14 protein-coding genes are annotated in these 16,274 nt (G+C 62.7%); 3 read left to right on the forward strand and 11 right to left on the reverse strand.

The window, feature by feature from the left end; genetic code table 11:
* Position 1: 1 nt before the first annotated feature.
* Positions 2-2,680: a TonB-dependent receptor gene (locus tag ACSH0F_RS08990; protein ID WP_435201956.1), complete on the reverse strand. Its 2,679-nt coding sequence runs from the start codon at positions 2,678-2,680 to the stop codon at positions 2-4.
* Positions 2,681-2,939: 259 nt separating this feature from the next.
* On the opposite strand from ACSH0F_RS08990, the gene typA reads away from it, so the two are divergent.
* On the forward strand, positions 2,940-4,760 hold the full coding sequence (gene typA / locus ACSH0F_RS08995) for a translational GTPase TypA (protein WP_435201958.1): 1,821 nt from the start codon (positions 2,940-2,942) through the stop codon (positions 4,758-4,760).
* Between the two features lie 10 nt (positions 4,761-4,770).
* Here typA and ACSH0F_RS09000 read toward each other — a convergent pair whose 3' ends face one another.
* The 3 genes from ACSH0F_RS09000 to ACSH0F_RS09010 all read right to left on the reverse strand — a co-directional run bounded on the left by ACSH0F_RS09000 (position 4,771) and on the right by ACSH0F_RS09010 (position 7,523).
* Positions 4,771-5,529 carry a hypothetical protein gene (locus ACSH0F_RS09000; protein WP_435201960.1) on the reverse strand — a complete coding sequence of 253 codons (759 nt, stop codon included), beginning with the start codon at positions 5,527-5,529 and terminating at the stop codon, positions 4,771-4,773.
* Positions 5,526-6,305 (reverse strand): SDR family NAD(P)-dependent oxidoreductase, encoded by a 780-nt coding sequence (locus tag ACSH0F_RS09005; protein ID WP_435201962.1) that lies wholly within the window; start codon positions 6,303-6,305, stop codon positions 5,526-5,528. The genes ACSH0F_RS09000 and ACSH0F_RS09005 overlap by 4 nt, the downstream gene beginning before the upstream one ends.
* 81 nt (positions 6,306-6,386) lie before the next feature.
* Entirely contained in the window at positions 6,387-7,523 is a 1,137-nt protein-coding gene (locus ACSH0F_RS09010) for a glycosyltransferase (protein WP_435201964.1), read from the reverse strand.
* A 100-nt stretch (positions 7,524-7,623) separates the two neighbouring features.
* On the opposite strand from ACSH0F_RS09010, the gene putP reads away from it, so the two are divergent.
* Positions 7,624-9,102: a sodium/proline symporter PutP gene (gene putP, locus ACSH0F_RS09015; RefSeq protein WP_435201966.1), complete on the forward strand. Its 1,479-nt coding sequence runs from the start codon at positions 7,624-7,626 to the stop codon at positions 9,100-9,102.
* Between the two features lie 54 nt (positions 9,103-9,156).
* Complete coding sequence (locus ACSH0F_RS09020; protein WP_435201968.1) at positions 9,157-9,825, forward strand: extensin-like domain-containing protein; 669 nt, start codon at positions 9,157-9,159, stop codon at positions 9,823-9,825.
* Positions 9,826-9,838: 13 nt separating this feature from the next.
* On the opposite strand, the gene ACSH0F_RS09025 is transcribed toward ACSH0F_RS09020, so the two are convergent.
* The 7 genes from ACSH0F_RS09025 to ACSH0F_RS09055 form a co-directional block, all read right to left on the reverse strand.
* Positions 9,839-10,468, reverse strand: coding sequence for a response regulator transcription factor (locus tag ACSH0F_RS09025; RefSeq protein WP_435201970.1), 630 nt, complete (start codon positions 10,466-10,468; stop codon positions 9,839-9,841).
* Between the two features lie 125 nt (positions 10,469-10,593).
* On the reverse strand, positions 10,594-11,340 hold the full coding sequence (locus ACSH0F_RS09030; RefSeq protein WP_435201972.1) for a peptidase: 747 nt from the start codon (positions 11,338-11,340) through the stop codon (positions 10,594-10,596).
* A 19-nt stretch (positions 11,341-11,359) separates the two neighbouring features.
* Positions 11,360-12,178, reverse strand: coding sequence for a transglutaminase family protein (locus tag ACSH0F_RS09035; RefSeq protein ID WP_435201974.1), 819 nt, complete (start codon positions 12,176-12,178; stop codon positions 11,360-11,362).
* A 268-nt stretch (positions 12,179-12,446) separates the two neighbouring features.
* A complete protein-coding gene (locus tag ACSH0F_RS09040; protein WP_435201976.1) occupies positions 12,447-13,391 on the reverse strand; it encodes an alpha-E domain-containing protein in 945 nt (314 codons plus the stop codon).
* Positions 13,391-14,818 carry a circularly permuted type 2 ATP-grasp protein gene (locus ACSH0F_RS09045; protein ID WP_305933103.1) on the reverse strand — a complete coding sequence of 476 codons (1,428 nt, stop codon included), beginning with the start codon at positions 14,816-14,818 and terminating at the stop codon, positions 13,391-13,393. Before ACSH0F_RS09045 ends, ACSH0F_RS09040 begins: the two co-directional genes overlap by 1 nt.
* Positions 14,819-14,877: 59 nt before the next feature.
* Entirely contained in the window at positions 14,878-15,645 is a 768-nt protein-coding gene (locus ACSH0F_RS09050) for an esterase/lipase family protein (protein ID WP_435201978.1), read from the reverse strand.
* Positions 15,646-15,710: 65 nt separating this feature from the next.
* Entirely contained in the window at positions 15,711-16,250 is a 540-nt protein-coding gene (locus ACSH0F_RS09055) for a DUF3617 family protein (RefSeq protein WP_435201980.1), read from the reverse strand.
* Positions 16,251-16,274 lie beyond the last annotated feature (24 nt).

The raw sequence follows: 16,274 nt of genomic DNA on the forward strand, positions 1-16,274 counted from the left end.
ATCAGAATTTGAACTTCGCGGCCACGCCGTAGGTGCGCGGCTGGTTCGGGTAGCCCGAGATCGAGCCCGTCTGTGCGACCGAGTCGAAGATCGTCGTGATGTAGCGATCGTCGAGCAGGTTGCGGCCCCATACGGTCAGGTCGAGACCGAAGCCGAACGAGTAGGTAGCACTCGCCGAAAGCTCGTCGACCTGGCGGCGGAACGGAGCGGCGGCGGCAAAGGCCGCAGCCTGTGATGCCGGATTTCGCGGGTCGAAGAAGCCCGGCAGGCCGTCGGCGATCTGAACCGGAGCTTCGTGATAGAAGTTCGTGTTCAGGATAAGCCGGTCGCCATTGGCGTTCAGTTCCTTGTCGTACTGCGCGCCCAACGACATCGTGAATTCCGAGATGCCGCCGACCGCGCGGCCCGAGAGGTTGCCGATCGAACTGTTCGGGAAATCGACATATTCGGGCTCGAGATAGGTGAAGGCGGCCAGCACGCTGAAGGAATCGGACACACGCACGACGCTGTCGAATTCGATCCCGAAGGTCTCCTGCAGGCCGGCATTGGCCAGCGCGAAGCCGGTGCCGGTGAACAGGTTCGTCTGGAAGCCCTCGATCCGCTGTTTGAAGAACGTCAGGTTCGCCGAGAGAATGTCCCAGTTGCCCTTGAAGCCGAGCTCGTAGACCTCGGTTTCTTCCGGGCCCGCGAAGCGCGAGCCGGGACGCAGGTTCGCGGGAGCGAAGCCGCCCGCGACGATAGCGGGGATGTCGGCAGCCAGCGGACGGCTGTCGCGCGACAGGTTGAACGAGCTCGCCTTGAAGCCGGTCGCATAGGACACATAGACGTTCAGGAACGGCGAGATGTCGTAGGCAAGGCGAGCGGTGTAGCTCCAGTCGCTGTCGTCGGTCTGGCCGTCTTCCACGCTGTTCGGCACATTGAGGAACGGCGGCAGGAACTGCAGCGGCTGCAGCGCCAGCAGCGGGTTGACCGCAGGGTTGTTCTGGTTGGCATCGGCGAAGGCCTGTGCGCCAGCCTGAACCTGCGCGAATGCTTCGGGATTGGCCGCAGCGAATGCACCCACCTGCGCGGGGTCTGTGGCGTCGATACCAAAGTTAGCGAGTGTGGTTGCAAATGCCTGAGCGAAGATCGCCGTATTGCCCGACTGGACGAGGTCGATGCCCGAGAACACGTCGCTCGAAATTACATTGGTGGTGATTTCCTTGCTGTCGTCGGTGTAGTTCGCGCCGAGCGTCAGGACGAGACCGTCGAGGATCTCGAAATCCACCTGGCCGAAGATCGACAGCGCTTCGTTGCTGAGCGTGTAGGCTTCATTGAGGCCCTGACCCGCAACGAAGAACCGACCGGTGTAATCCTGGCCGTTGAGCGCCGAAAGCGTCGCCTCGAGCTGCTGCACGGCGAAGTCGTTCGGCGGGCTCGTGACCGGTCCGCCGATCAGGATATTGGCGTACTCGCGGAAATCCTCGCCGTAGATCAGTGCGTTCTGCTGGTCGATGTCTTCATTGAAGTAGAAGCCGCCGAGCAGGAAAGACACGCGATCGCCGATCTCGCCAGCCACACGCAGTTCCTGCGTGAAGGTTTCGAGACCGACATTGGCGAAGTTGCTGCCGATCAGGTCGGCGCTGGTGAAGTCCGAATCCTGATCCGTGATCGCGGTGGATTCGCGGTAGGCAGTGATCGAGGTCAGCGTGAAATCGCCGATCTCGTAGTTCAGTTCGCCCGAGACGCCCCAGTTTTCGATATCGTTGGCGGAATCGAAATTGTTGTAGATCACGTCGGCGAACGGATCGTTCGGGTTCGGGATCTGGCCACCGAGTGCGAGAATTGCGTTGCTCGCATCGCTCCGGCGCAGGTTCACGACGCCGCAGCAGATTTCGTCGATCTTGTCGTAATCGCCGATGAAGCGTGCGGTGAACGGGCCACCATTGTCGAACAGCAGCTGGCCGCGGGTGAACCAGCGGTCACGCTCGTTGCTGTCGTTGCCGGTGGCGAGGTCTTCGAGATAGCCGTCGCGCTTGTTGAGGCCGCCGGCAAGGCTGAACGCGATGCTGTCGGTGATCGGTCCGGTGACGAGGCCTTTCGCGACTATCGCATCGTAATTGCCGTAGCTCAGCTCGGCCGAGCCGCCGAATTCGAACTCCGGCTCCTTGGTGACGATCGAGATCACGCCGGCGCTGGCGTTCTTGCCGAACAGGGTCGACTGCGGACCGCGCAGCACTTCGACGCGCTGGACGTCAGGCAGGTCGGTGATCTGCGAGGCGGTGCGGCTGCGATACACGCCGTCGACGAAGACGCCGACCGAGGGTTCGATACCGGCATTGTTCGCCCCGTTGCCGAAGCCGCGGATGAGGAAGTTAGTGTTCGCCGAGCTCTGCAGCTGGTTCACGCGAAGCGAGGGTACCTGCGTCTGCAGGTCGTTGAGGTCGCGGATCTGCGCGCGCTCGATGGTTTCGGCGGTGGTCACGCTGACGGCGACGGGCACTTCCTGCAAGGTCTGCTGGCGCTTGGTCGCGGTAACAACGATGACGTTGCCGGTTTCGGTCTCGGGCTCGGCCTCGCCGATGTCGGCGTCGTCGCCGACTTCCTGGGCGCTCGCGGCGGTCGGAACGGCAAGCGCAGCGGCACCGGCCAGCAGAGCGGTACGAACGGTCGCAACGCGGCCGAAAGTAGTGAATTTCATGAACTGTCCTCTTCTCTCAAGACGTATTCTGGTCTGCTGCGCAGTTCCCAAAATCACGCAAGCGAGGCGGCGAATATTCGTATGCACGCGCCAGCTCAAGCATTTAGCCGGTCGCGAACATACGCGATTCCGCCACTGTGCCTTTCGCGTTACACCGCATATGCTTGCCGCATTGCAGCATCTGCGCTAGGGGCGCGCCCGAATTGCCAGGCGCATGGCGCGCCTGCCGCTACGGCATTCTAAACGAAAGCATACATCCATGTCCCGCGACCTGCGCAACGTGGCGATCATCGCCCACGTCGACCACGGCAAGACCACCCTTGTCGACCAACTTTTCCGCCAGTCCGGCACCTTCCGCGAGAACCAGCGCGTCGAAGAGCGCGCGATGGATTCGAACGATCTCGAAAAGGAACGTGGCATCACGATCCTGGCGAAGTGCACCAGCGTCGAATGGAACGGCACGCGCATCAACATCGTGGATACGCCCGGACACGCCGACTTCGGCGCCGAGGTCGAGCGCATCCTTTCCATGGTCGACGGCGTCATCCTGCTGGTCGATAGTGCCGAGGGCCCGATGCCGCAGACCAAGTTCGTCACCGGCAAGGCACTGGGCCTCGGCCTGCGCCCGATCGTGGTCGTCAACAAGATCGACCGCGGCGACGCCCGCCCGCAGGAAGTGCTGGACGAAGTATTCGACCTCTTCGCCAGCCTCGATGCGAACGACGACCAGCTCGATTTCCAGAGCCTGTGGGCCTCGGGCCGCGACGGTTATGCCAGCGAGGACGAAACCGCGCGCGACGGCAATCTGGAGCCGCTGTTCAAGCTGATCGTGGACCACGTGCCGCCTCCCGGCCTCGACACCGAAGCGCCCTTCAGCTTCCTCGCCACCCTGCTCGACCGCGACAATTTCATGGGCCGCGTACTCACGGGCCGCGTCCAGTCCGGCACGATCAACATCAACGACCCGATCCATGCGCTCGACAGCGAGGGTAATGTAATCGAGGTCGGTCGCGCGACCAAGCTGATGAGCTTCGACGGGCTCGACCGCGTTCCGGTCGAAACGGCGTCTGCGGGCGACATCATCGCGCTGGCCGGTCTCGAAAAGGCCACCGTGTCGAACACTATCGCCGATCCGAGCGTGAAGACGCCGATCGAAGCGCAGCCGATCGATCCGCCGACGCTGGCAATGCAGTTCTCGGTCAACGACAGCCCGCTCGCAGGCCGCGAGGGTAGCAAGGTCACTAGCCGCATGATCCGCGACCGTCTCTACCGCGAAGCGGAAACCAATGTCGCGATCCGCATCACCGAGAGCGACGACAAGGACAGCTTCGAAGTCGCCGGCCGCGGCGAACTCCAGCTCGGCGTGCTGATCGAAACGATGCGCCGCGAAGGCTTCGAGCTCGGCATCAGCCGCCCGCGTGTGCTGTTCCGCGAAGAGAACGGCCAGCGCATGGAGCCGTTCGAGACCGTCGTCATCGACGTCGACGACGAGCACTCGGGCACGGTCGTCGAGAAGATGCAGCGCCGCAAGGCCGAGCTTACCGAAATGCGCCCCTCGGGCCAGGGCAAGACCCGCATCACCTTTTCCGCCCCGTCGCGCGGCCTGATCGGCTATCACGGTGAATTCCTGTCCGACACGCGCGGCACGGGCATCATGAACCGCCTGTTCGAGAAGTACGATACCTATCGCGGCCCCATCGAAGGCCGCCAGAACGGCGTGCTGATCTCGATGGTGCCGGGCGAAGCGGTGCCCTACGCTCTGAACGCGCTCGAGGATCGCGGCGAGCTGTTCATCCGTGGCGGCGCGAAAATTTACGAAGGCATGGTGATCGGCGAGAACGCCAAGCCCGACGATCTCGAAGTCAATCCGATGAAATCGAAGCAGCTGACGAACTTCCGTTCGACCGGCAAGGACGATGCCATCCGCCTCACTCCGCCGCGCGTGATGACGCTGGAACAGGCCATCGCCTATATCGACGATGACGAGATGGTCGAAGTGACGCCCGAGAGCATCCGCCTGCGTAAGGCGATCCTCGATCCGCACGAACGCAAGCGCGCCAAGCGCGCCGCGCAGAGCTGACGCCTAGGGTTCAGGCCGAGACATGGTATGTCTCGGCCAAGACCAGACCGGCGTAGAGCACTGCGCCGCCAAGAAATGGCAGGAAAAAGCTTTTCCGGTTTTCCGGTAGCTCTTCCTTCAGCACCAGCAGCATCACGCCACCTGCCAGGAAAGCGAACAGGCAGCCGATGGCGATCTCGGGCAGTTCGATTACCCGCCCCAGTGCCCAGCCGCCGAGCGTCGCGGCGACCAGCACCCAGCGCCCCTTCGCATCGTAAAGTTCGGGGTGGTCGCTGCGCGAGCCGAAATCGGCCGTGACGAAGTGCAACAGCATCGCAGCGAAATAGAGCACCAGCCCGAGCGGCGATGTGTCTTCACGATGCGACAGCAAGTAGGTGATCACCAAGATCAGCAGGGCAGACGCGGCGATGTGCAGCCAGAACACGCCGTGGTGCGGCCGGTCGCGGCCTTCCGTCGCTCTTCGCTCGTCGGTCGACACCGCCAGAGCCCGTTCCAGACCATAGAACAGGGCCAGACCGGCCAGCGACAAAGTATATACCAAGCCCTCGGCCAGAGTCGCGTCGAAGCCGGTCGCCATCTCGAATGTCGCGGCATGCGCGCCCAATTCGGGCAACACATGCATGAACACATAACCGACCGCCACGCCGCCCGCGAAGCTCAACCACTTGCTACGTGGGGTGCGATCGAGGAAGCGCAGTTCGCCGACGAAGATATGCGTCGCCGCAAAGGCCAGCGCCATCGCCAGCGTGACGAGGACTCCAGCGCTCACTCGTCCTGAAATGCCATGAAGTTGGGCTGCCCGTTGCTGGCCGATAAGCCTCCATCGACAGCAAGGTTCACCCCGGTGACGAACCGCGCATCATCGCTGGCGAGGAACAGCACCGGCCCGGCGACATCCTCGGGCTCTCCGGGCCTGCCGAGCGGAATGCGGCGCATGAACGCTTCCATCAGGCTGTCGTTGTCGATGATGCCCGAACTCATTTCCGACCGGGTAAGGGACGGGCAGACCGCATTCACGCGGATGCCCTGCTTGCCCAGCTGCAGCGCCAGCGCGCGCGTAAGGTTCGTCACGGCGCCCTTGGAGGCATTGTAGATCGGCAGCACCCAGTCGCCGCCGGTACCCGACACGCTCGAAGTATTCACGATCGAACCCTTGCTCTTCGCTAGGTGCGGGATCGCCTCGCGACACAGATAGAGCAGGCCCTTCACGTTGATATCGATGACCTTGTCGATGTCCTCATCGCTCGCATCGGCGAGCATGCCGAAGGCACCCACACCGGCATTGTTGACCAGCACGTCGAGGCCACCGAAGCGGTCGACGGTCTTGCCGACGATGTCCTTGGCGAAATCGCTTTTCCCGACGTCGCCTTCGACGATCAGAGTGCGGTCACCGTCCAGGTCTTTCGCGACTTTCTCCAGATCGTCACGGCTGCGCGAATTGAGGACGACATTCGCGCCCTCTTCGGCAAAGCGCCGCGCGATGCCCTCCCCGATGCCCGAGGACGATCCCGTTACGATGACTGTCTTGCCTGCAAACCTCTGCACTGCCGAGCTCCTGTGTTGAATGTTCTCAGCCTCTCAATGAGCCGATCTGGCAATTGTGCCGCCTTACCGCCCCAACGAAGTTCAGTCCGCCGATACCGTTCGCGCCGCGACCAGGATCGCTGATGCAGCGGCACCGGGAGAATAGGGCGCGACTTTCTCTGGGCACCGAAGCGCGGTCGCGCTCCGATCTGCAAAAGCATTCGCCGCTTCAGCCATGGCCTTTGCCAGCGCGCTTGCGTCGTCCGCCGGCACCACGATCCCGCAAGACGATCCGGCCACCAGTTCCGGCACGCAGCCGCATCGGTCGGACACGATGACCGGACAGCCGTGATGGAGAGCCTCGTTCACGACCAGCCCCCACGGCTCGCTGCGACTGGGCAAGACGAGTGCCGTCGCGCCAAGATATTCCTTCTGCAGGGCGTCGTCTTGCATCGCACCGGGGAAGACGACCGAACCCTCGACGCCGCGCTCTGCGGTGAGCGCCTTCAGCGCCGCCTCTTCCGGCCCCGAACCTACTATCCGCAATTGCGCCTGCGGATCGACCGACCGATATTGCGAAAAGGCGTCGATCAGCGTGTCGATCCCTTTCTCCGGCGAGAGCCGACCGACGTAGAGAAATACGCGGTTGCCCGGATCTTCATGTTTCTTTCTCTGGGCCGGTATATGGCGAGCGTCGTACCCGGCTCGGAGATAGGCAGCCTGCGGCCGAACCAGCGCACGCTCCGCCCGGATGCCAAGCGACATGGCATAAGCACGCGAAAACTCGCCGTATGATAGCGTCCACGGCACCAGCTTGAAAAACAGTCGCTTTGCCAAGCGCCGCAGCGGCCTTTGCGGACGATCGTAACGAGTGGAATCGAAGAACACGGCCCGGTTGCGGCTACGAATCGCAAGAACCAGCGCCTGCAGCCAGTATTCTGGCCGATCGACCCCAGGTATGATCGTGACATCCGCCTTGCTCCGCCAACTTTTGCGCAGGACGCGGCGATACAAAGTCAGTCGGGAGATCTCTTCGTAGCTCTCGCGAAAGAGCACTTCGTGCGGATAATCGAACCGCTCCATCGCCACGTCCGACAGGGCCGCCCGCCGGCTGTCCGTGAGCGCAATCTGGGTAACATGCACATCGACGGCCGTATCGGCTCCCTGCCGCGCTAGCGCGGTGAAGACGGCGCCCTTGTATCGCGACCACGCCAGATTGTGCCAGATGTCGAGCTTCACCCGCTTCGCTTGCCCGCTCGAAGTGGCCCGCGCAACCCGTCGCTACCGTGGTTCGGAGTGGCGGTGGACCATCCCGGTTGCGTTTGTTACCAGCGCCCGCATGGAAACAGGAACACTCGTCAGCCTCGCGCTCTATTTCGTGCTCATGATCGCCATCGGCCTGTGGGCCTGGAAGCGCTCGACCGACACTAGCGAGGGCTACCTGCTGGCCGGACGCAATTTGCCGCCGGCGGTCGCTGCGCTGTCCGCCGGTGCCTCGGACATGAGCGGTTGGCTGCTGCTCGGCCTGCCCGGTGCACTTTATGCCAGCGGGCTGGTCGAGGCATGGATCGGCATCGGCCTGTTCGTCGGCGCGCTGGTCAACTGGGTCGTCGTGGCGCCGCGCCTGCGCGCCCAGACGGAAAGCTATGGCAACGCGCTGACGATCCCCGAATTCCTCGCCAACCGGTTCCCCGACAAGGCCGTCGCCCTGCGGGTCGCGAGTGCGCTGATCGTCGTCGTGTTCTTCTCGGTCTACACCGCTGCCGGCCTCGTCGGCGGGGGCCTGTTGTTCGAAACGAGTTTCGCAGGCATCCTGCCCGATGTCGGTATGAGCGATTACATGATGGGCATCTGGATCACCGCGCTGGTCGTTCTCGCCTACACCATGGTCGGCGGCTTCCTTGCGGTCAGCCTGACCGACTTCGTACAGGGCTGCATCATGGTGGTGGCGCTGGTCCTGATGCCAATCGTGGTAATGTTCGGCGCCGGTGGCGAAGGCGGCGGCTCGCTGTCCGATGTGCCGGTGGAAGGCTTCCTAAGTCTGACGCAAGGACTCACGCTGCTCGGTTTCATCAGCGCGGTGACATGGGGGCTCGGCTATTTCGGCCAGCCGCACATCATCGTGCGCTTCATGGCGATCGACACCATCGACAAGGTGAAGACCGCGCGCAACATCGGCATGACATGGATGGGCGTCGCGCTGCTGGGCTCCATCGGCATCGGTATCGCCGGCCGCGCCTATGTGGAGCGCAACGGGCTGGCGGTCGAGAATCCGGAGACGATCTTCATCGTGCTGGCGAACCTGCTGTTCCACCCGCTGATCACCGGCTTCCTGCTGGCTGCACTGCTCGCCGCGATCATGTCGACGATCAGCTCGCAACTGCTAGTGGCCTCGTCCTCGCTGACCGAGGATTTCTACAAACTGTTTTTCCGCAAAAATGCCAGCGAGCGCGAGAGCGTGAATGTCGGCCGCATCTGCGTCGCGCTGGTGGCCCTTGCCGCGATCCTGATCGCGAGCGATCCCGAAAGCGAAGTACTCGGCCTCGTGTCCAATGCCTGGGCCGGCTTCGGGGCAGCCTTCGGTCCGCTGATCATCCTGTCGCTGACTTGGGACCGGATGACCGGCGCCGGAGCCCTCGCGGGCCTTGTCACCGGCGCGGCTGTCGTCGTGGCGTGGATCGCGCTCGGCTGGAATTCGGAGCTGCCCGGTTTCGACGGCGGACTGTACGAGATCGTACCCGGCTTCATCGCCGCGTGGCTGGCGATCGTGCTGGTCAGCAAGGCAACATACCGCGAGCCGATGCCGACCACCGCCTGACCGAAAGCGAACGGGTTAGCCTTACGTTAACCATATTTGGCGATACTCGCAGGCATGCGTTCGCAACCTGCCATTCTTTCTCCTCTCCTCCTGTTGGTGGCAGGATGCGGCGCTATTCCCGATCGCGAGGCGCCCAAGCATGTACGCACTGAAAGCTCGGTGCCTGCAATCGCCCAACCCCGGCCGGAGGCGCGCCAGTGCCATGCCGAGCTGGGCAAGACCGGATCCAGCTTCGCGCCCCTCCCCGACCGCTTCTTCGGCGCAGGTTGCAGCAATCTCAACACGGTGAAGCTCGACGGGATCGGCGGTGACCAGAACACCTTCGCGATCACCAATCTCGGCCCGCTCGCCTGCCCCGCGGCCAATACGCTGGCCGGCTGGGCCCGCTTCGGCGTCGACCGGGCAGCGCGGCAGATCCTCGGCAGTCCTCTGGCGCGTATCGAGACCTTCGGAAGTTACTCCTGCCGCAATGTCGCCGGGACGGGCCGTCGCTCGGCCCACGCAAGGGCGGAAGCGATCGACGTTTCGGGCTTCGTCCTCGCCGATGGCCGCCGTATTTCGGTGAAGGACGACTGGCACGCATCGCCGCGCGAGCGCGAGTTCCTGCGTACGGTCCATGCCAGCGCCTGCAAGCGCTTCGGCACTGTCCTCGGCCCGGACTACAACGCCGCGCACCGCGATCACCTGCATCTGGAGTTTGGTAACGGGTCTTTCTGCCGCTAAACGGCCCGAGCGACTATCCGGTCGCCATCTGACCGCCCGGGTCGAGTTGCGCCTCTAGCCGCAAGCGCACGGCCTGGCTAGGATGCTCGGCGCCCAGCTTGGTCATCATGTTGGCGCGATGAATTTCCACCGTACGCGGGCTGATCGACAACTCGCGCGCGATCATCTTGTTGCTGCACCCTTCGGCCAGCCAGTCGAGAACTTCGCGCTCGCGAGGGGACAGCGCGGCGATGCGGTTGCGGGCCTCCACCATTTTGCGTCGCGCCTGCGCATAGGCATCGGCCTCGCCGCCGATGCGTGCGATAGCGCTGTCGAGGCGCTCCTCCTGCAAGGCCAGGCGCAAATAGTCGAGCGCGCCCGCCTTGATCGCCTCGACTACGCAGGTCGGCCTAGGATCGAAAGAGGTCGCTACGACCGGCAGCCATTTGCCAATCACCGACAGCGCCCGCAGCACGCGCGCTACGCCGCCTTCAGCGGGATCGTCGAAAGCGAGGATTATGCCGCTGTCGGGCACATGCTCAATTAGTTCGCCGACATTGGCGTAGACTTCGCAGTGGTGGCCGAGCCTATAGCCGAGATGGGCCTGCTCTGCGCGGGAGCGGCTGGAACCGCCGACGATGTGGAGCGTTTGACGCTGTTTCATGCGCTTAGGCATGGCGCGATGCGGGATAATGCGTAATTCGAATCACTACCTATCCGAAGTTTTACGAATACGTATTTTCTCGAGAAAGATCCCATATATCAATCATTTGCAAGAAGGTCGCTCGTTCAATCATCTCGATAAAAGCTGTAGTCGGGTAGTGAATGAAATGCATGTTTGAGAGCATCTCCCCACCCCGCCGAGATCGTCTGGAAGTACGAATCTTCATGAGTGATCCGGTGCTGGTGTTTCGGTTCAAAGGTGTCGCGCTCAATGACTTGCAGATCCAGCGGCAGTCCGACGGACAGATTCGCCTTTAGCGTCGAGTCGAAACTGACCATCAGCAATTTGACCCCGTCCTCCAGGCTCATCTCCCGATCGTAACCACGGATGATGATCGGTCGCCCGTATTTCGTCTCACCGATCTGGAAGAAAGGCGTGTCGAGGCTGGCCTCGATGAAGTTGCCTTCGGGATAGACCATGAACAAGCGCGGCTCCATGCCCTTGATCTGGCCAGCCACGATGATGGAAGCGGTGAACTTGCCCTGCCCGCGCGCGCCATTGGCCGACTGCCGCTCTCCGATAGTAGAGCGCAGCAGCCTGCCGATTTCGGTCGCGACATTGAACATGGTCGGCGCTTCGAACAGGATGTTCTCGCGCTCCCCCGGCTCCTTCATCCGCTCCTCGAGTTGGCTGACGACAGCCTGCGTCGAAGCGAGATTGCCGGCGGTCATCACGGTAATGATCCGCTCGCCGGGTTCCTGCCAGGTGAACATCTTGCGGAACACGGAGATATTGTCGACGCCCGAATTTGTCCGGGTGTCGCTCATCAGGACAAGGCCCTTGTCGAGCATCATGCCTACGCAATAGGTCATCGAAAATTACCCTCGGCAGCTATTGCTGCGGTATCTGCTGTTGTTCGACCGCGACATCGACTTCGAGCACGGTCGATGTCGTGCCGAAACTGATCCCTGTTACCGGCGCTGCATCGCGATAATCGCGGCCCGTTGCAACGCGGACATAGCGTTCGTCGGGACTTATCCCGTTGGAAATATCGAAGCCGACCCAGCCCAGCCCTTCGACATGCGCTTCGGTCCAGGCATGACTTGCTTCCTGTTCGATCCGGTCATTCATCATCAGATATCCGCTGACGTAGCGGGCGGGAATGCCCAGCGCGCGGGCGCAGCCGATGAAGATATGCGCATGGTCCTGGCAAACGCCGTGGGCCGAGGCGAAGGATTCCTCCGCGCTGGTGCGCGAATGGGTGGTCCCGGTTTGATACTCCACCCGCTCCAGGATCGTTGCCGACAACCGGTGGAGGCGATCGAGGCCGCTGTCCTCGCTCTTCTCGATCTCCTTGAGCAGCTTCTTCATGCCCGGCCCCGGACGCGTGAGATCCGTCTGTCCCTGAAAACTCCAGAGCGGAAGATGGCCTGCATGGCGCCCGATGACACCCGCATGATCATGCGTATCGACTTTGCCATGGCAGGTCACGCGCACTTCCTGCGATCCGCTTTCGACCGAGACGAGCGTCGTCGTATTGTGATGCTGGTCTTCGTAGGTCAGCTCGGAATGGGCGTTCTCATATTCCATTTCCCATTCGAGGATTTCCTGCCCCTGCGTTTCCTTCGGCGTCAGGCGCAAGCGCTGCAGAGCGTGCACGACGGGAGTGTCGAAGCGATAGCGGGTGGTATGGCGGATGGAGAGACGCACTAGGACCTGCCTGTGCCATTCTCATCGAGCAAGATCGCCCGCAAAAGGTCAGGGGGAAGGAGTGAGACGCAAGTCGGGCTTACCGCCCGGCCAAGCCGAAAGACGCGCCCGCTGGATTTTTGCGGGCGACCGCGAAGCGGCGGGCCAATTTTGACGCGATCCGGCGTCACTTGTCGATTTCGATGAATTGTCATCGATCCTCTCCTCGTTCCTTGGCTAGCGTCAAAATTGGCTCCGTCTTGTCGATGAGAATGGCACAGGCAGGTCCTTAGGCAAGGAACCGGTAATCTTGCGCGATCGCCTGGCCGATCGCTGCGTTGCTGGACATGAATTCGAGCAGGAATTCGTGCAGTCCTTGGTCGAAAACCTCATCGATGGTGAGGTCGGTGATGCGCGTATCCGCTTCGCGCATCAGCTCGTTGCTCTGGCCCTCTCGCCCATGGAGGCGGGCGAGCGCGGCAAGATTGGCGCGAAGTTCGGAATGGCAGAAGGCCAGGCTGCGCGGGAAGGCATCGTCGAGGATCAGGAACTCGCAAATACCCTTCGCGTCGATCTGTCCGGCGTTGAGCCAGCGATAGGCGCGGTCCCCGGACACCGAGCGCAACACTTGGTCCCACTGCCCGGTATCGAGGCTCGACCCGACATAGGACAGCGAGGGCAGCAGCAGGTAATATTTGATGTCGAGGATGCGCGCGATGCTGTCGGCGCGCTCGATGAATGTACCGGCCTGGGCGAAATGATAGCCTTCGTCGCGCAACATGGAGCCTTCCATCGCGCCGTGCGCCAGCGTCCCGGCGCGGCGGATGGTGGCCACCGTGTCGAGCACGCGGTTCTCGCCCACCGGCTTGCCCAGCTGTTTCTCCACGACCAGCCAGTTCTCGTTGATCGCTTCCCACAGCTCGCCGCTGATGGCGTTGCGGGCGAGGCGGGCATTCTGGCGGACCTGCCCGAACATCGACAGGATCGAGGCCGGATTGTCCTTGTCCCGCAGCATGTAGTTCCAGGCCTGCATACCGGTGTAGGTGCCGTGCTTGGCCTCGTAACCTTGCTTCTGCCCGGCCGTGGCCATGACCGAACGCCATTCCTCTTCGGCAGTCACTAGGTCGCGGGTCAACGCCATGCGCAGGCCCGCATCGAGCAAGCGCGCGGTGTTCTCGGCCCGCTCGAGGTAGCGGAACATCCAGAACAGTCCGTTGGCCGTTCTTCCCAGCATCAGTCTTTAAGCACCCAGGTATCCTTGGTGCCGCCACCCTGACTGGAATTCACGACCAGCGACCCTTCCTTCAGCGCCACGCGCGTCAGGCCGCCGGGTGTGATGTCGACCTTGTCGGGCGACACAAGCACGAAGGGTCGCAAGTCGACATGGCGCGGCGCCAAGCCCTTCTTGGTGAAGATCGGGCAGGTCGACAGCGAAAGCGTGGGCTGCGCGATGTAATTCTCGGGCTTTTCCACCAGCTTCTTGCGGAACTCGTCGATCTCTTTCTTCGAGGCGGCAGGACCGATCAGCATGCCATAGCCGCCGGAGCCATGCACCTCCTTGACGACCAGCTCCTCCAGATTGTCGAGGACGTATTTCAGGGTTTCTTCATCGGCGCAGCGATGCGTCTCCACATTGGGAAGCAGTGGCTTCTCGCCAGTATAGAACTCGACGATCTCCGGCATGAAGGAATAGATCGCCTTATCGTCGGCGACACCCGTTCCAGGCGCATTGGCAATGGTGACGCCGCCCGCGCGGTAGACATCCATGATACCCGGCACGCCCAGCACGCTGTCCTCGTTGAAGGTCAGCGGATCGAGAAATTCGTCGTCCACCCGGCGATAGATCACATCGACCGGCTGGAACCCGTGCGTGGTCCGCATGGCGACGCGCCCGTCGATGACCCTCAGATCGCTACCTTCGATCAGTTCCGCGCCCATCTGGTCGGCGAGGAAGGCGTGTTCGAAATAGGCAGAGTTATAGATCCCCGGCGTGAGGACTGCGACGGTCGGCTTACCCTCGGTGCAATCGGGCGCGCAGGCGGCGAGACTCTTGGCCAGCCGGCGCGGATAGTCGGAGACCTGCTCCACCGGCACGCGCATGAAAAGCTCGGGGAACATCGCCATCATGGTTTCGCGATTTTCCAGCATGTAGCTGACGCCCGACGGCGTGCGGGCATTGTCTTCCAGCACGTAGAATTCGTCCGGCCCGGTGCGGACCAGGTCGATGCCGACGATATGCGTGTAGACCCCGCCGGGCGGGGTGAAGCCGACCATGTTCGGCAGCCAGGCGGCGTTGTCACGGAACAAGCGTTCGGGAATGCGCCCGGCGCGGATGATTTCCTGCCGGTGATAAAGATCGTGCATGAAGGCATTGAGCGCCGAGACGCGTTGCTCGATCCCGCGGGTCAGCTTGCGCCACTCGGCCGCTGTGATCACGCGGGGCACCATGTCGAACGGGATCAGCCGTTCTTCGGCCTCGTCCTCGCCATAGACATTGAAGGTGATGCCGGTCTTGCGGAAGTTCGTCTCCGCCTCGGCATGCTTGCGCTTGAGCAGGCCGGTCTTCTGTTCGTCGAACCAGTCGCAGTATCGTTCATAGGCATCACGCACGCTGCCATCGGCACCATGCATCTCGTCGAAGAATTCGGCGTTGCCCGTCATTGTCCCCCGGGGATGTTCACGGCACAGAACATGCCGTGATCCTACAGGAACACAAGCTTTCAGGCGCTATCAAGTTCCGCGAGAAGCGCCGCCATCGCCTCATTGGTCATGACGAGGCCCATGTGCGAGCAGCGCACGGGAATGGCGCGGTCTCGTTCGCCGGGGCGGCCGCAGGCCGATTTCGGATGGACGACGCCGTCGCACGGGCTCCAGATAGCGACTGTCTCCACGGGCGGCTTCTCCGCGACGACGGTGTCGATTTCCGGCTCGTCGACACGGTGTCCCGCGATCGCCTGATAGGCCCGCCAGCCATTGTTCGCGCGCGGACTGCCGGAGAAGGGCGAGCCCATGGTGACGACCTTTGCGACCTTGTCGGGATGCTGCTTGGCAAGTTCGCGCGCCATCACCCCGCCGAGGCTCCAGCCGACCAGCACGATCGGTTCGCCATGCCGCTCATGCAGGGCGAGCAAGCGCTTCTCGACGCGCGCGAAGCGGTCGGCCGTGGCGCCAAGGTTGTAACCGAGGCCCCAGCGCTTGGCGGTATGCCCGGCCTCTTCCAGCCGCCGCGCCATCCAGCGCATGCGGATCGGATGGGCGCCAAAACCCGGCAGCAGCATGATGTGCTTGGGATCGGCAGCCGGAGCGATTTCCAGAGCGTCGCCAAGCCGTCTACGCAGCGGCTCAAACGGCCAGAGAAATTCGCGGAGCAGCAATTGCCAGCGCGGCCCACGGGCATCGTCGGGGCACGGCTCTTTCGCGAGCGCCCAGCGGCGCGCGAGTTCCTCGCCATGCTGGAGTGCGCTGTCTTTGAACGGTAACGTTGCCATCACCGCGTCATAATGCACGGGCGCGATTAACGGGTCCCGAATTTCAAACTGTCACCGAGATGTCATCAGCCCTCGGCCGGACAATCGCCGATACGTTCGTGGCTGGTATTCATGACCATCCTGCCTTCGCCTTGGCCCGGAATATTGCCTTCCATGGTCATGGTCATTTCGGAACTCGTCCGTCCGCCGCTGCCCTGCATGGTCATGCGCATCGTGCCCTCGCCCTGGCCGGAGCAGGTCATGACAGCGTCTATATCGCCACCATCGACATCGAACTTCTCGAACGAGCAATTCTCGTCCTGCGACTCGCGCGCCATTTCCTCGAAGCCCCGGTCGGCTTCTTCCTGGGTGAGGCAGTATTCGAAATTGCGGCTCATCATGCCGCGCATCATCTCGACCGCTTCCGGCGGTGCGCCGGGCGCCTCGAGTTCGACCAGTTCAGTGGTGGCGCGATACTGGCCGGCCTCGGGCTTGACCATTTCGTCGGCCATCTCGGCGACCTCTGCACCGGTGATCTCGCCATCGCCGTCCGCATCGGCACTGGTGTTTCCGCCGCATGCCGCGAGGCCGAGCGCCGCAACGCTTGCGAATAGATATCTGTGCATGGCCAATTCTCCCCTGATGAGCAC

This window comes from Qipengyuania sp. 902, from assembly GCF_051195295.1.
GTDB lineage: Bacteria > Pseudomonadota > Alphaproteobacteria > Sphingomonadales > Sphingomonadaceae > Qipengyuania.

Coding starts and splice junctions, on each gene's coding strand:
- ACSH0F_RS08990 (WP_435201956.1), bottom strand. CDS start 2,680: ATGAAATTCACTACTTTCGGCCGCGTTGCGACCGTTCGTACCGCTCTG.
- typA (WP_435201958.1), top strand. CDS start 2,940: ATGTCCCGCGACCTGCGCAACGTGGCGATCATCGCCCACGTCGACCAC.
- putP (WP_435201966.1), top strand. CDS start 7,624: ATGGAAACAGGAACACTCGTCAGCCTCGCGCTCTATTTCGTGCTCATG.
- ACSH0F_RS09020 (WP_435201968.1), top strand. CDS start 9,157: ATGCGTTCGCAACCTGCCATTCTTTCTCCTCTCCTCCTGTTGGTGGCA.
- ACSH0F_RS09025 (WP_435201970.1), bottom strand. CDS start 10,468: ATGAAACAGCGTCAAACGCTCCACATCGTCGGCGGTTCCAGCCGCTCC.
- ACSH0F_RS09030 (WP_435201972.1), bottom strand. CDS start 11,340: ATGACCTATTGCGTAGGCATGATGCTCGACAAGGGCCTTGTCCTGATG.
- ACSH0F_RS09040 (WP_435201976.1), bottom strand. CDS start 13,391: ATGCTGGGAAGAACGGCCAACGGACTGTTCTGGATGTTCCGCTACCTC.
- ACSH0F_RS09045 (WP_305933103.1), bottom strand. CDS start 14,818: ATGACGGGCAACGCCGAATTCTTCGACGAGATGCATGGTGCCGATGGC.
- ACSH0F_RS09050 (WP_435201978.1), bottom strand. CDS start 15,645: ATGGCAACGTTACCGTTCAAAGACAGCGCACTCCAGCATGGCGAGGAA.
- ACSH0F_RS09055 (WP_435201980.1), bottom strand. CDS start 16,250: ATGCACAGATATCTATTCGCAAGCGTTGCGGCGCTCGGCCTCGCGGCA.